This window comes from Catenuloplanes niger (assembly GCF_031458255.1).
GTDB lineage: Bacteria > Actinomycetota > Actinomycetes > Mycobacteriales > Micromonosporaceae > Catenuloplanes > Catenuloplanes niger.
Genome location: NZ_JAVDYC010000001.1, coordinates 8,392,197 through 8,405,989 on the forward strand (window position 1 = coordinate 8,392,197; position 13,793 = coordinate 8,405,989).

At 73.1% G+C, this 13,793-nt stretch carries 13 protein-coding genes and 9 tRNA genes; 17 read left to right on the forward strand and 5 right to left on the reverse strand.

What is annotated here, in order from left to right:
• Positions 1–79: 79 nt before the first annotated feature.
• Positions 80–1,180 carry a MerR family transcriptional regulator gene (locus J2S44_RS36810; RefSeq protein ID WP_310424048.1) on the forward strand — a complete coding sequence of 367 codons (1,101 nt, stop codon included), beginning with the start codon at positions 80–82 and terminating at the stop codon, positions 1,178–1,180.
• Positions 1,181–1,227: 47 nt separating this feature from the next.
• On the opposite strand, the gene J2S44_RS36815 is transcribed toward J2S44_RS36810, so the two are convergent.
• Both J2S44_RS36815 and J2S44_RS36820 read right to left on the reverse strand, forming a co-directional pair.
• Positions 1,228–2,061 carry an SCO6745 family protein gene (locus J2S44_RS36815; protein WP_445343963.1) on the reverse strand — a complete coding sequence of 278 codons (834 nt, stop codon included), beginning with the start codon at positions 2,059–2,061 and terminating at the stop codon, positions 1,228–1,230.
• Between the two features lie 110 nt (positions 2,062–2,171).
• Positions 2,172–2,525 carry a DUF6204 family protein gene (locus J2S44_RS36820; RefSeq protein ID WP_310424051.1) on the reverse strand — a complete coding sequence of 118 codons (354 nt, stop codon included), beginning with the start codon at positions 2,523–2,525 and terminating at the stop codon, positions 2,172–2,174.
• Between the two features lie 56 nt (positions 2,526–2,581).
• Between J2S44_RS36820 and J2S44_RS36825 the strand changes: the two genes are divergently transcribed.
• The 5 genes from J2S44_RS36825 (at position 2,582) to J2S44_RS36845 (ending at position 7,167) form a co-directional block, all read left to right on the forward strand.
• On the forward strand, positions 2,582–2,881 hold the full coding sequence (locus tag J2S44_RS36825) for an MTH1187 family thiamine-binding protein (RefSeq protein WP_310424054.1): 300 nt from the start codon (positions 2,582–2,584) through the stop codon (positions 2,879–2,881).
• Between the two features lie 47 nt (positions 2,882–2,928).
• Positions 2,929–4,134, forward strand: coding sequence for a pyridoxal phosphate-dependent aminotransferase (locus J2S44_RS36830; protein WP_310424056.1), 1,206 nt, complete (start codon positions 2,929–2,931; stop codon positions 4,132–4,134).
• 162 nt (positions 4,135–4,296) lie between these two features.
• Positions 4,297–4,806 (forward strand): LURP-one-related/scramblase family protein, encoded by a 510-nt coding sequence (locus J2S44_RS36835; protein WP_488193089.1) that lies wholly within the window; start codon positions 4,297–4,299, stop codon positions 4,804–4,806.
• A gap of 402 nt (positions 4,807–5,208) precedes the next feature.
• Positions 5,209–6,531: a serine hydrolase domain-containing protein gene (locus tag J2S44_RS36840; RefSeq protein ID WP_310424059.1), complete on the forward strand. Its 1,323-nt coding sequence runs from the start codon at positions 5,209–5,211 to the stop codon at positions 6,529–6,531.
• Positions 6,532–6,693: 162 nt separating this feature from the next.
• The gene (locus J2S44_RS36845; RefSeq protein WP_310424062.1) at positions 6,694–7,167 is read left to right on the forward strand and encodes a hypothetical protein; all 474 of its coding nucleotides are present in this window, start codon (positions 6,694–6,696) and stop codon (positions 7,165–7,167) included.
• Between the two features lie 360 nt (positions 7,168–7,527).
• Here J2S44_RS36845 and J2S44_RS36850 read toward each other — a convergent pair whose 3' ends face one another.
• Positions 7,528–8,457: an ADP-ribosylglycohydrolase family protein gene (locus J2S44_RS36850; protein WP_310424065.1), complete on the reverse strand. Its 930-nt coding sequence runs from the start codon at positions 8,455–8,457 to the stop codon at positions 7,528–7,530.
• Between the two features lie 130 nt (positions 8,458–8,587).
• On the opposite strand from J2S44_RS36850, the gene J2S44_RS36855 reads away from it, so the two are divergent.
• The gene (locus tag J2S44_RS36855; RefSeq protein WP_310424067.1) at positions 8,588–9,127 is read left to right on the forward strand and encodes a DUF4240 domain-containing protein; all 540 of its coding nucleotides are present in this window, start codon (positions 8,588–8,590) and stop codon (positions 9,125–9,127) included.
• A 111-nt stretch (positions 9,128–9,238) separates the two neighbouring features.
• Here J2S44_RS36855 and J2S44_RS36860 read toward each other — a convergent pair whose 3' ends face one another.
• Positions 9,239–9,874, reverse strand: a complete 636-nt coding sequence (locus J2S44_RS36860; RefSeq protein WP_310424070.1) for a hypothetical protein — start codon at positions 9,872–9,874, stop codon at positions 9,239–9,241.
• A gap of 344 nt (positions 9,875–10,218) precedes the next feature.
• Between J2S44_RS36860 and J2S44_RS36865 the strand changes: the two genes are divergently transcribed.
• From J2S44_RS36865 to J2S44_RS36910, 10 genes are all read left to right on the forward strand, one after another.
• A tRNA-Trp gene (locus J2S44_RS36865) sits at positions 10,219–10,291 on the forward strand.
• A 66-nt stretch (positions 10,292–10,357) separates the two neighbouring features.
• Positions 10,358–10,428, forward strand: a tRNA-Gly gene (locus tag J2S44_RS36870).
• A gap of 51 nt (positions 10,429–10,479) precedes the next feature.
• Positions 10,480–10,917: an HNH endonuclease gene (locus tag J2S44_RS36875; RefSeq protein WP_310424073.1), complete on the forward strand. Its 438-nt coding sequence runs from the start codon at positions 10,480–10,482 to the stop codon at positions 10,915–10,917.
• A gap of 44 nt (positions 10,918–10,961) precedes the next feature.
• Positions 10,962–11,033 (forward strand) — tRNA-Gln (locus J2S44_RS36880).
• Positions 11,034–11,124: 91 nt separating this feature from the next.
• Positions 11,125–11,219: transfer RNA gene (locus tag J2S44_RS36885), tRNA-Ser, on the forward strand.
• Between the two features lies 1 nt (position 11,220).
• Positions 11,221–11,292, forward strand: a tRNA-Arg gene (locus tag J2S44_RS36890).
• Positions 11,293–11,302: 10 nt separating this feature from the next.
• Positions 11,303–11,376: transfer RNA gene (locus J2S44_RS36895), tRNA-Pro, on the forward strand.
• Between the two features lie 114 nt (positions 11,377–11,490).
• Positions 11,491–11,563 (forward strand) — tRNA-Val (locus J2S44_RS36900).
• Positions 11,564–11,576: 13 nt separating this feature from the next.
• A tRNA-Val gene (locus J2S44_RS36905) sits at positions 11,577–11,648 on the forward strand.
• A 1-nt stretch (position 11,649) separates the two neighbouring features.
• Positions 11,650–11,751 (forward strand) — tRNA-OTHER (locus J2S44_RS36910).
• Positions 11,752–12,053: 302 nt separating this feature from the next.
• Here the strand turns inward: J2S44_RS36910 and J2S44_RS36915 are convergent.
• On the reverse strand, positions 12,054–13,619 hold the full coding sequence (locus J2S44_RS36915; RefSeq protein WP_310424076.1) for a GMC family oxidoreductase: 1,566 nt from the start codon (positions 13,617–13,619) through the stop codon (positions 12,054–12,056).
• Positions 13,620–13,793 lie beyond the last annotated feature (174 nt).

Below are 13,793 nucleotides of genomic sequence, written 5' to 3' on the forward strand. Positions count from 1 at the left end.
CCGGACCGGCCGGATCTTCACGCGCCGGCCGGGGTACGGGCTTGTTCCTCACGTGGCGTCAGGGCACATAGTCGGAGGGGTGGAGGCGCATCTGACCGTGGGACGGGTGGCCGGGCTGACCGGCGTGACCGTCCGGACGCTGCATCACTACGACGACATCGGCCTCGTGCGGCCGTCCGCGCGCACCGCGGCCGGGCACCGGGCGTACGCGGCCGCGGACCTGGCGCGGCTGCGCGAGGTGCTCGCGTACCGGCGGCTCGGCTTCGGGCTCCGGGAGATCGCGGACCTGGTCGACGCGCCGTCCGCCGACGCGATCGCGCGCCTGCACCGGCTGCGCGGCCTGCTGCTGGAACAGCGCGACCGCGCGGCCGCCATGGTCACCGCCATCGACCGGGAACTGGAGACGCGAGTCATGGACACGACACCGCCGCACGCGACCGGCGCGCACCTGTACGAGAGCATCGGATCCGCCTACCCGGCGACGCGGCGCACCGAGCCGCGGATCGCCGCGCGGGTCTGGGAGGCGCTCGGCGACGCGCGGACGGTGCTGAACGTCGGCGCCGGCACCGGCAACTACGAACCCACCGACCGCGACGTCACCGCGGTGGAGCCGTCGTCGGTCATGCGGGCCCAGCGCCGCCCGGACGCGGCGCCGTGCGTGGCCGCGGTCGCGGAGCACCTCCCGTTCGACGACCGGTCGTTCGACGCCGCGATGGCGTTCAGCACGATCCACCACTGGGACGACCCGATCGCCGGCCTGCGCGAGATGCGCCGGGTGGCCCGCCGCGTGGTGGTGTTCACCCACGACGCCGGCGAGTCCGCGTGGCGGCAGCGGTTCTGGCTCACCCGCGACTACCTGCCCGAGGTCGCCCGGCTGGTCGCCGGCCGTCCCTCGGTGCACCGGCTGGCCGACGCGATCGGCGCGCGCGTCTCACCGGTCCTCGTCCCGTGGGACTGCGCCGACGGCTTCTTCGAGGCCTACTGGCGCCGCCCGGAGGCCTACCTGGACCCCGCGGCGCGCCGCGCGGTCTCGGTGTGGACCCGGGTCGGACCGGAGGCCGAGCGGCGCGCGGTCGCCGCGCTCCGGGCGGACCTCGCCTCGGGCCGGTGGGCCGCCCGCCACCACGACCTGGCCGCGCTCGACGCGGCAGAGCTCGGCCTGCGCCTGCTCGTCGCCTGACCCCGGCGGCCGGTCAGCCGGCCGAAGCCGGTCAGCCGGCCGGGTGGTCAGCCGGCGGGGCGGGGCAGCACGATCGGGTTCGGGTGCGGCAGCAGGCGCAGCGCGGCCTCGGAGAGCGGGGTCAGCAGCTGCTCCAGGCGGTTGCTGCCGGCCGCGCCGAGGGTCTGCCACGGCCCGGCGGCCAGCGCGTCCGTCTGGCGTTCGACGGTGTCCCGGGCGGCGTACGCGGTCTCGGTGGCCGCGCCCGACGCGAGCCAGCCGCGGGCGGTGAGGCGGGCGGCCGCGGCATCCCACTGCTCGTCGGTCCAGCCGCGGGCCGGTTGCAGCACCTCGCGGGAACTGTCCACGGACGCCCGCCAGGCCAGCGACTCCGCGCCGTCCAGGCCGGCGACCAGCAGCGCGGCCACGTGACCGTCGCCGCGGTGTTCGCGCAGCAGCGTCGCGCCGTGCCACACCGCGCCGAGCGGGTCCGCCGGCCAGGGCAGGTCGGCGTTCGCGGCGGCGAGCGGGCGACCGGCCGACGTGAGCTCCGAGGCGGCCCGGCGCAGCAGCTCCGCGGCCTCGGCGAGACCGGTGTCCGGCGCGAGGCCGGACAGCGTGGCGCGGGCGCCGTCGAGGCGTGCGGCCAGCGCGGCGGCCGGGGTCGCGCGGCCCCACACGTCGGGCAGCGCGCGCCGTACCATGGCCGGCGCGAAACCGAAGAAGGTCGCCTCCACCGGCCCGGCGCCGACCGCACCCAGCGGCGCGGCGCGGCCCGCGAAGTAACCGCGCCAGAACCCGCGCAGCCCGGCCGCCTCGAAGGCGGCGCGCGCGGCCGGCGCGAAGTACGTGACGGCGTGCACCGGTTCCAGCAGCGTCCACATCCGGCGAGCGATATCCATCCCTGCATTTGGCCGGTACGGACGCCGAAAGTCAACAACGAGATACGGGGAGTGACCGTCCGGCGGCGCCGCGATCAGCTCGGGAGCGCGGCGGGCCGGCCGGTGCGGGGTCAGGCGTGGTTCTTCGACGCGGCGCGGCGGCCGCGGGCGCCGAGCGGGATCTCGGCCGGGTCGACCGCCGCGGCCGTCAGGTTCTTGTAGGCGTAGCCGTGCGCGTCCAGCCACTCGACGGCGAGCAGCTCACCGCGGGTGGCGGTGACGTCCGGGTCCTCGTCGTCCGCGGCCTCGACCAGGTAGCGGAACGTGAAGAACGGCCGGGCCACGTCGTACGCGAGGTAGCCCTCCGGCGTGTAGGTCGTGTTCAGGAAGTCGTGCTCGGCGGCGGACGCGCGCAGCTCCGCCCGCTGGGCGGCGCTCAGGTTGTCGAAGGCGCCACGCACGGTGACCCTGATCCCACGGCTCATGGCCGCGACGTTATCCATCCCCGCGCCGCCACCGCACCCGAATTATCGTGGTCGGCATGTCTGTTCTCGTGGCTTTCAGCGTGACACCGCTCGGCGTGGGTGAGGCGGTCGGGGAGATCGTGGCGGAGGCGGTGCGCGTGGTGCGCGCGTCCGGCCTGCCGAACCGGACCGACGCCATGTTCACCACGGTCGAGGGCGAGTCGTGGGACGAGGTGATGGCGGTGGTCAAGGCGGCCGTCGAGGCGGTGCAGGCCCGCGCGCCGCGGACCTCGACCGTGATCAAGGTCGACTGGCGGGACGGTGTCACCGGTGCGATGGACAGCAAGGTGACCACGATCGAACAGGCGCTCTCCTGACGACGGGGAGGGCGTAGGCTGGCCGGGTTGTCGGGAGGAGAACAGCGGTGAAGCAGGCGCAGCGGCTCAAGAGCGTCCGGTACGACATCCGCGGGCCGGTGCTGCGCCGCGCCCAGGAGCTGGAGGCCGCCGGCCACCGGATCCTGAAGCTGAACCTCGGCAACCCGGCGCCGTGGGGCATGAACACGCCCGATCCGATCATGGCGGACGTGGTGCAGAACCTCGGCGCGGCGCAGGGTTACAGCGACGCCCGTGGCATCTACTCCGCGCGGGTCGCGGTCGCGCAGTACTACCAGTCGCGCGGCGTGACCGAGGTGCAGCCGGACGACGTGATGCTCGGCAACGGCGTCTCCGAGCTGATCGTGATGACCATGCAGGCGCTGCTGGACACCGGCGACGAGGTGCTGGTGCCGAGCCCGGACTACCCGCTGTGGACCGGCGCGGTGACGCTCTGCGGTGGGCGGCCGGTGCACTACCGGTGCGACGAGAGCCAGGGGTGGCTGCCGGACCTGGAGCACATGGCCGCGCAGATCACGCCGAACACGCGCGCCATGGTGATCATCAACCCGAACAACCCGACCGGTGCGGTCTACTCGCGCGAGGTGCTGCTCGGCATGCTGGAGCTGGCCCGCCGACACGGGCTGATGGTGCTCGCGGACGAGATCTACGACAAGATCATTTTCGACGGCGCGGTGCACCACACCGCGGCCGCGCTCGCCCCGGACGTACCCGTGATCAGCATGGGTGGTCTGTCGAAGACCTATCGCGCCGCGGGTTTCCGGTCCGGCTGGCTCGCGATGAGCGGCTTCACCGCGCGGGACACCGAGTACGTCGACGGGCTGCAACTGCTGGCCAACATGCGGCTCTGCCCGAACGTGCCGGCCCAGCACGCGGTGCAGACCGCGCTCGGCGGCTACCAGAGCATCGAGCGGCTGATCGAGCCCGGCGGCCGCCTCTACGAGCAGCGCACGCACGCGTGGCGGAAGATCACCGCGATCCCCGGCGTCGACTGCGTGCGGCCGGACGGCGCGCTCTACCTCTTCGCCCGGCTCGACCCGGCCGTGCACAAGATCCGCGACGACGAGCAGCTGATAATCGACCTGCTCGAACAGCAGCACCTGCTGCTCTCCCACGGCACCGGCTTCAACCTGGACACGCCGGACCACATCCGGATGGTCTTCCTCGCCCCGACCGACGTGCTCGACGACGCGGTCGGCCGGCTCGGCGCGTTCCTCTCCACGTACCACCAGTAGGGGTTCAGCTCCGCTGGTGGCCGGCAGCTCCCGGCCGTCGTCCTCGATCGCCTCGTCGACCGTCCGCCGCGGCTCGTCCGCGGAGATGTCCACGGCCGGGAATCCAGCCCGCCGCACCGACATTTCTGGCTGGAACCGGCCACGAGGGGTAAGAAATGGGGCATGTATGTGATTCGTGAGAAGTTCTTCTCCGTCGGCGACGACTTCGACGTGCTCGACGCGAACGGCGCCAAGGTCCTGCACGTCGACGGCAAGGTGCTCAGCCTGCGCGACAAGGTGGTGATCGAGGACCTCTCCGGCGAGGAGGTCGCCAGCGTCCACCGCCACCTGGTGTCGCTGCGGCCCACCTACGAGATCCGGATCGGCGGCGAGAAGGCGGCCGAGGTGAAGAAGAAGCTGTTCACCCCGTTCCGCGAGAAGTTCACCATCGACGTGCCCGGCCCCGACGACCTGGAGATGAAGGGTGACCTGCTCGACCACGAGTACGTCATCGAGCGTGGCGGCAGCCGCGTCGCCGAGGTCTCCAAGCGCTGGCTGACCATCCGCGACACCTACGCGGTCGAGGTCGCACCGGGCGAGAACCCGCTGCTCGTGATCGGTGCGGTGCTCGCGCTGGACCTGGCGCTGGAGCGCGAGGAGAAGAAGGACAAGAAGAAGAACGACAAGGACTGAGCGTGACCCGCTCCCGGCGTGGCCGCGCCCCGCACGCTCCCGCGGGCACCGGTCGGCCGTGGCCGGCCTCCCTGTCTGATCCGAGGGTGATCACCACGAACCGGTGCGGGTGATCCCGGCGGTACGACTTTCGTCAGGGGTCGTCCGCGACGATCGCCAGGTGTTTCCGCATCCGTCGATCCATAGGTTCGACGGGTGCGGAAATCACTCCTGACAGCATTCATCCTGTGCGCGGCCGTCGCCGTTCCCGGTCCCGCGCGGGCCGCCTCGCCGTCGCCTGCCGTCTTGCCGTCGCCTGCCGGCTCACCGTCGTCTGCTGGCTCGCCGGCCGCTGGTTCCTCGCCGGCCGCTGGTTCCTCGCCGGCCGCTGGCTTCTCGCCGGCCGCTGGTTCTTCGCCGGCCGTGGCCGAGTCGATCGACGCGTATCTGCGGGGCGCGTTCGAGTCGACCGGGCTGCCCGGACTGGCCGCGGTGGTGACGCACGGCGACCGGATCGTCCACGCGGCCGGTCTCGGCCACGACTCGGCCGGCCGGCCCGTCACCGCCGGCACGCCGATGCGGGTCGCCTCGGTCAGCAAGTCGTTCACCGCCACCGCGGTCCTGACGCTCGTCGACGAGGGCCGGATCGCGCTGGACACGCCGGTCGTCAGCTACCTGCCGGAGTTCCGGACATCCGACCCGCGCACCGCCCGGATCACCGTGCGACACCTGCTCAACCAGACCTCGGGCCTGTCCGACCGGACCGTCGACATCGGCGCCACCCAGCGCGCCACCACGCCCGGCGAATACCTGGCCGCGCTGCACGACGGCACGCTGGCCGGCGAGCCCGGCAGCCGGTTCGAGTACTGCAACGTCAACTACGACGTCGCCGCCCGGCTGGTCGAGGCCGTCGACGGCCGCGACTTCGCCGACGCGATGCGGGAGCGGGTCTTCGGACCGCTCGGCATGCCGGCCAGCACCGTCGGCGACGGCCCGGCGGACGGATACGTGTCGCTCTACGGCGCCTGGGTACCGCGGGCCGAACTGCCCGGCTTCCGCGGCGGCGCCGGCGGGGTCGTCACCACCGCGGCCGACCTGGGCCGCTGGCTGATCAGTCAGACCGGGCACGGCCCGCAGGTGCTGACCGCGGCCGGGCGGGCCGCACTCCACGGACCGCCGCCCGGCGAGGACTACGCCATGGGCTGGAGCGTGGAGGTGGAACGGGGCCGCACGCTGCTGGTCCACTCCGGCAACCTGTTCACGTACACGGCGGTGCAGGCCGTGGACCCGGTCACCGGGCACGGCTTCGCGGTCCTGACCAACAGCGCCGCGCTGTACGACGACACGTACGACATCCTGCTCGGCCTGTCCGCCCTCACCGGCGACGGCGAACCGGCCGCGACCGGCGGCGGACGCCGGACGAACGAGGCGGTCCTCGCGCTCGTCGCCGCGACGGCCGCCGGCCTCGGCACGCTGGGCGTGCTCCGCTCCGGTCGCTGGGCGCGCCGGCGTACCGGCCGGTGGTCCCGGCCGCTCGGTCTACTGTGGCCACTCGCACCTGCGGCCGTGTTCGCGACCTGTCCGCAGTGGCTGTCGCTGCTGATGAACGGCCGCGCGGTGACCTGGGCGCAGCTGACCTACTTCCCGGCGCCGCTCACCATCACGCTCGCGGTCACGGCGGCCGCCGGCCTGGCCACCGTCGCGGCCCGGCTCACCCGGCGCACAGCGGTCACCTCCGGCACCTGAGACACCGTGCACCGCGGCCCGCCGCTCCGTCGCCGCCCGGCCCACCGTTCCGTCGCCGCCCGGCCCACCGCGTCCGGGCGGCGATCCCGGGCCGCCGCGTACCCTCGGCGGTTTGTGAAAGATCTTGCACCGCAACGGTTTCTGACCCTAGGGTCACTGCTCGTGCAAACGACACCGATCGCCATTCCGGGCGTCGCCGGCTGGGTCTCCGTCACGCAGCCGGCGCTGGGCCGCCCGGCCGTCACCGTCAACGGGATGCCCGCCCAGCGGCTCCAGGGCAACGACTTCCTGCTGCCCGGCGAGGCCGGCACCCCGATCATGGTGAAACTCAAGCGCGGCGTGGTCGAACCGTTCCCGAACATCCTCACCCAGTACGCCACCTACCGCACCGCCCCGCCGCTCCCCGGTGGCCTGAAGGCGCTGGTGCTGCTGCCGGTCCTGCTGATCCCGTTCGGCGGCCTGCTCGTCGGCGCGATCTTCGGCGCACCGGCGTTCATCGCGAACATGCACGTGTCGCGCAGCAGCCTCTCGCCCGGCCGCAAGCTCGCCGCGGTCGCCGCCATCGATCTCGCCGCGTTCCTCGCCTTCGTCATTCTGGCCGTCGGCCTGCTCTTCCTGATCTCCCTCACGGAGTGACACCGCCGCACTGACACCCCCGTGCGGCAGCGTCCCGGCCGTCCGCGCGGGCCGAGACCGAGATCCGTTCGCCGTACCCGGCACGCCGACCGGGACACGCGGACGAAACGGATCTCGGTCAACCGGAACGCCCCGACCGCCGCAGAATCGTCTGGGCCGTTGCGGAACCGGTTCGGCTGCCGCGGAACCGGCTCGCTGCCGCAGAACCGGACCCGCCGCGGAATCGTCTGGGCCGCCGCGGAACCGGTTCGGCTGCCGCGGAACCGGCCGGGCCGCCGCGGAACCGGCTCGGCTGCCGCAGAACCGGCTCGGCGCGGCGATCCGGGTGGGCGCCCGCGGACCGGACCACGCCGGAATCCCTTATCGCGCCCGGACCAGCGCTTCGGCCAGGTGGATCAGGGCGGTGGCGGTGAGCGGGGCCGCGCCGGGCAGCGGGACGAACAGGCGGTCACGCCAGCGGGACGGGACGGCGTCCAGACCGTGGACCGCGCCGGCCAGACCGCCGGTGACCGCGGCGATCGTGTCGGTGTCGCCGCCGAGGTCGATCGCGGCGCGGACCGCGTCGGCGAAACCGCCGGTGGTGCGCAGCGCCCAGAGCGCGGAGCCGAGCGTCGGCCAGACCGCGCCGTTCGACTCGGTGGCCTCCCCGGGATGCCAGGCCGGATCCAGGACCGTCGCCCAGCGGTCCCGGTGCCCGGGGTCGAGTGCCGCGAGCGTGCCCGGCACGGCCGCCTGCACGTCGCCGCCGTTCAGCGCGACCCGGATCAGTTCGTGGTAGGCGGCGCAGCCCTCCCCGGCCGCCGGATCACCGTGGGTCAGGGCGGAGAGCGCGCGGGCCGCGGCCATGGTCGCGTCGCGGCCCCGCGCGGCGAAGTGGACCGCGGCCGTGGTGGCGCGCATCAGCGACCCGTTCCCGGCGGCCCGGCGGTGCGTGGCGGCGTGGTCGGTGGCGGCCCGGTCCCACGGAAGACCGCCGGTCAGCACGATCTCGGTCTGCAGGCCGATGTCCTTGGGCTCACCGGCGGCCCAGTCCCGGAACCGGTCGAAGACGTCGGCGAGGTCGAGGCGGCCGCGCTCCAGCAGCGACCGTGCGACGAGGACCGCCATCTGCGTGTCGTCCGTCGCCTCGCCCGGATCCCAGCCCCCGCCGCCGCACATCTCGTTCGCCTCGCCGCCGGACGACGGGAACCGGGCGGAGAACGCGCCGGCCGGCCCGAACTCGAACGGCGCACCCAGCGCGTCGCCGACCGCGGACCCGACGACCGCACCGGCGGGCCGCGACCCGGTCATGACCGGCCGGCCACGGGCGTACGCGGGAGGTCCACGCGCCCAACCTACCGGCCGGCCGCGGCCATGGCCCCGGCGCTGCCCGGCACGGGTGCGGCCGAAAATGTCGGTGGGCGCCGCTAGCCTGCCCGGCGTGACTGACACTGTGCACGGGCGGGTGCCGACCGCTGCGGAAGAGGACCGGTTCTGGGCGCTCGTCGAGGCCGCGTGGGCGGCCCTGGGCGACGAGCCGGCCGCGCTGCGGCGGGCGCTGCTGGCCCGCGACCCGGCCGGCGACGCGGAGAACGAGGCGCTGTACGCGATCGACCGCTGGCTCGACCGTTTCCTGGAGCGGCTCCGGGAGGCGACGGCCGAGCTGACCGGGCCGGAGCTGGTGGCGCTGGACCGGGTCGTGGAGCGCAAGCTCTACGAGCTCGACCGCGCCGACGTGCACGAGGTCACCGACGGCTCGGACGACGGCTTCCTCTACGCGCGCGGCTTCATCGTCGCGATCGGACGCGACTACTACGAGACCGTGGCGGCTGACCCGGCCTTCGCGGTGCCCGACGCGTCCTTCGAGCGCATGTGCTACTTCTTCGCCGCGCGGTTCCAGGACCGCTTCGACGCCTGGCCGGACACCGACTCCGGCATCTCCCGCGAGACCTGCAGCAACCGCGCCGGCTGGCCCGGATGACCACCCCGGCCCGCTCGCCCGGTGCCGCGCCGGTGACCGCGGCCGGGTCCGGCACGATCTGAGCCGGGCCCGGCTGCCGCTGTGCGACGGCCCGCCCCGGCGGTCCGGTGCTCAGCCGGCGACGACCAGTGGCGGTGCCGTGCGGAGGCCCGGCGCCACCACCAGCGCGACGTGGGTGCCGTCGGAGCCGGGAAGCACGTCGTGGCCGGCGATCGGCGCGCCGGGGGAGGGCCAGTCCCACTCGCCGGCGCGGATCGCGCCGGCCAGCGGGGCCGCGGTGTCCCGGACGTCGATCAGGGCACGGATCAGATCCGCGTCGTTGCGCCAGGCGGTGTCGCCGAGCAGGTCCGTGACCACCTCGCCGACGAGGCGGTGCCGGTCCGTGGCCTCGGTGGACGGGTCCAGCAGGACCTCGCACAGCGCCCGCATCGCGGCGCCGCGCCACCGGACCGGCTGCTCCGCGCTCGCCGCGGTGCCGGCCCGCCGGGCCAGCGCCTTCCCGGTCCGGACCAGCGGCCCGGACCGCCACGCCAGGTAGCGCGCGACGGCGTCGTCCGCGGCCGGGCCCGCGGAGACCGGCGCGCCGAGCGTGGTGCGCAGCACGGCCAGCTCGGTGCGGGCCGCGTCGAGGCCGGCGCGCAGCGCGGTCAGGTCGGTGTGCGCGGCGGCGAGGCCGGTGCGCAGTGCCGTCAGGTCCGCGCGCAGGTCGCGGTGCCGGTTCGCGCGCACCTGCTTTCTGATCCGCATGACGACGGACCCTACCAGTCGTTATTCGCCGCTCCCGGACGTACCGGCGGGGTGGAATGTAAAAAAGGTTGTGCGGGTCCTGCGGCGTCACTAACGTGTATTCCAGCACCGAGCGAGACCACGAGCGAGAGATGAGGTGACCGGTGATGATGCGGATGAGTCCCGACACGATGTGGCAGGCACTGCAAAGTCCCGTCGCCATGGTCGAGCGACCCGGCTCGTCATTCCGAGGTCACGGCGTCTTCCGCGGCTCGCAGCGCTGGTGCGGCCTGGGGTAGGGATACCCCGGCAGCTCGCGCCGCCTGCGTCCGCAACCGGACCGGGCGGCTTTCTCGTGTCCACCTACGGGTGTAGCTCAATTGGCAGAGCAACGGTCTCCAAAACCGTGAGTCGCAGGTTCGAGTCCTGTCACCCGTGCGCTTTTCCGTGCGCATTCATCGCGTACGGAACGGTTGTTGAAAATTGCACAGCGGATGGTTTCACGCGGTTGTAGCACAACGGCAGTGCGGCTGCTTGCCATGCAGCAGACCGGGGTTCGACTCCCCGTAACCGCTCTCGACAGCAGGACGACAACAGGTCCGGAAACGACATGAAGGGAGGATCCGGTGGACGTGCTGGTGCTGAACGCCGACCTCGGCCCGTTGCACCGGGTCAGTCTCCGCCACGCGGTGCGGATGCTGGTGCGCCGCGTGGCAGAGGTTCACGAGTCACGGCCCGACTCGCAGATCGGCCTCTGGCCGGTCCCGACCGTGGTGCGGCTGGTCTCCTACGTGGTGACCCGCTGGCGCCACTCGCGCGGCCCGGCCTGGTCCCGGGCCGGCGTCCTGGTCCGGGACGGCCGGCGCTGCGCCTACTGCGGCGGCCACGCCTCGACCGTCGACCACGTCATGCCCCGCTCCCGTGGCGGCCGCAACTCGTGGTCCAACACCGTCGCCGCATGCGGCGCGTGCAACCAGCGCAAGGGTGACCGCACGCCGACCGAGGCGCGCATGCCCCTGCGATTCCGGCCGATCGCTCCCACCTGGGCGGTCCTGGCCAGCTGATCTCCCGGGCCGCCGGTTCAGGCGGCGGCCCGGGAGGTCCGCGATGCGGGCTGGTGCAACCGGCAGCACACCCGGCTCTGACCCGGGCGATGGAGGTTCGAATCCTCCGCCCGCAGCGCATCACGGCAATGACCGCAGGCGGGCCGGCCGCCCGGCCGCCCCTCATAAGGGCGGATTGCCCGGTTCGACACCGGGGCCTGCGACGACGGAGAGTTGGCCGAGCGGTCCAAGGCGGCGGCTTGCTACACCGCAGCAGGGGTGCGACACCTCTGCCGAGGGTTCGAATCCCTCACTCTCCTCCACGCCTCTGTAGCTCAGCGGATAGAGCGCCGGCCTACGAAGCCGGATGCGGAGGTTCGATTCTTCCCAGAGGCACGGTACGAAACGGGATGTGGCGCAGCGTGGTAGCGCACCGGTCTGGGGGACCGGGGGCCGCCGGTTCGAATCCGGCCATCCCGACGCGCGGGCATCGCCCGTCCTGGAGACGCCAGCCGACCGGCGCCGGCCACCGTTCCGAAAACGGTTGGGGGTAACACCCGTGGGCGTTCGACTCGCCCCGTCTCCGCTTCACCCGTTCCGATAGCTCAGCGGGAAGAGCGCCGCCCCGACACGGCGGAGGCCGCCGGTTCGATCCCGGCTCGGGACACGCAACGCAGCACGCCCGTATGGCTCAGCGGAAGAGCGCCGCTCTCACGCGGCGGAGGTCCCAGGTTCGATCCCTGGTGCGGGTACGGCGACCGAAGCTCAGGTCGCAGGGCGCCTGTTCCGCCGGAGGCGGACGAGAGCGCTCATGCCGATCAGGAGGTCGTCGGTTCGACTCCGACCGGTAGACCTTCAACGACCATCCGCTGTGGACACACGTCGCCAGCCGCGTGGACGTCCCAGTCCGCCCATCGCAGCGGCCTGTGCATACTGCCACCGATGTCGCCGGCCTACTCGGCGGGGGTCCAGCCGTTCTTCCGGTCCAAGCCCGCGACCAGCCCGGACAGCTACTGCCGGGCCCGCCGCCGAGGCTTGGACCACGTAGAACGGTGAGCGAGCCGGCCACGCGACCGGTCACGCCGGCCGGCTGCCGTTGCGGTACCGGGCCGCGGTGGCGGCCGGCGGACGCGGAACTCTCGGGGGGTGCGGGTCGGTCACGCTCCGGCGATCAGCTGGGCGCCTCGCTCGCCGATCATGATGGAGGGCGCGTGGATGTTGCCGCGGGGCAGTGTCGGCATGACCGACGAGTCCACGACGTGCAGGCCGATCACGCCGTGTACGCGCAGGTCGGGATCGACGACCGACGCCTCGTCCACGCCGGCCCGGCAGGTGCCCGCGGGGTGGTTGATCGAGATCGCCGAGGCCCGTACCGCCTGTTCGAGCGCGGTGTCGTCGGTTGCGCCGGGCAGGAACGGCTCGCCGGTGACCGCGCGGAAGATCGGGCTCTCGCCCAGCGCCATCGTCGCGCGCAGGCCGTCGATCAGCGTCCGGCGGTCCTTCGCGCTCTCCAGGTAGCGCATGTCCACCGCCGGGTTCGACGCCGCGTCGGCCGACCGGAGCCGTACGGTTCCCCGGCTGTCCGGTGTCAGCAGCGTGACCAGGCAGGTGAACCCGGGCCGGCCGCTGCCGGACAGGTCGATCAGCATGGGAAGCAGCTGGATGTCCGGTGCCGGGGCGTCGCGACCGGCCCGGAGGAACCCGGCGGCCTGGCCGACCGAGGCGAGCGGACCGCGCCGGTCCCGTTGGTAGCGGGTGACGTTCTCCTGGGTGTACGCGTCGAGCCAGGTCGTGCCGTGGGTCACCGGCCAGATGACCATGGCCGAGAGGTGGTCCTGCAGGTTGCTGCCCACGCCGGGCAGGTCGGCGACGACGTCGATGCCGTGTTCGCTCAGGTGGTCGGCCGGGCCGATGCCGGAGAGCATGAGCAGTTGGGCGGAGCGGATGCCACCGGCCGACAGGACGACGGAGTCCGCGTGCACGGTCGTCGGCGAGCCCGAGTCATCGGTGTATTCGACGCCTACCGCCCGCCCCGATTCGGTGAGGACCCGACGGACCAGTGCGCCCGTGCGTACCTCGAGGTTGGGCCGGTCTGCGGCCGGGTGCAGGTAGCCGCGGGCGGCGCTGACCCGCTCGCCGTCACGGAGGTTGCCGTACATCAGCCCGACGCCGTCGAGTTCGGCACCGGTGAAATCGCGGTTGAGTGACATGCCCTGGTCGACGCCGGCTGCGATGAAGGCCAGGGACAGCGGGCTGAGGTCCCGGGGCGTGGTCACCGGGATGGGTCCGCCGGTGCCGTGCCAGTGCGACGCACCGAGTTCGTGGTCCTCGCTGCGTTTGAACGCGGGGAGCACCTCGTCGAAGCTCCAGCCCTTCATGCCGTGCGCGGACCAGGTGTCGTAGTCGAGCCGGTGGCCGCGGAACCAGGACTGGTAGTTGATGGAGCCGCCACCGCCGAGCAGCCGTCCGCCGGAGATCGGGATCTCCCGGCCGTCCAGGTGCGGCTGCGGTGTCGTGGTGTAGCTCCAGTCGAGCGGGCCGCGCAGCAGCGGAAAGACTCCGTGCGGTGCGGGGATGTTCGGATCCGAATCGGCGGGGCCGGCCTCCAGGAGCAGCACCCGGCGGTCCGCGTTCTCCGAGAGGCGGGCGGCGACGACAGAACCGGCCGCTCCACCACCGACGATGATGTTGTCGTAACCGTCGGTGAAGTTGGCGCTTCTCATACTGATTCTCCTGCGGTAAGTCCGATGTCGGCTCGGCGACGCGACCGCTCGTCGGGCAACGCCGGGCCGGGCGGTGTTCCTCGGCCGTTCGAGGTCGCTGTCGCTCCCGCCGACGCTGGTCCGTCGCGGGCAATACTGGCGCGGGAGAGTTCCGGAACTGCGCGGTGAATTGCT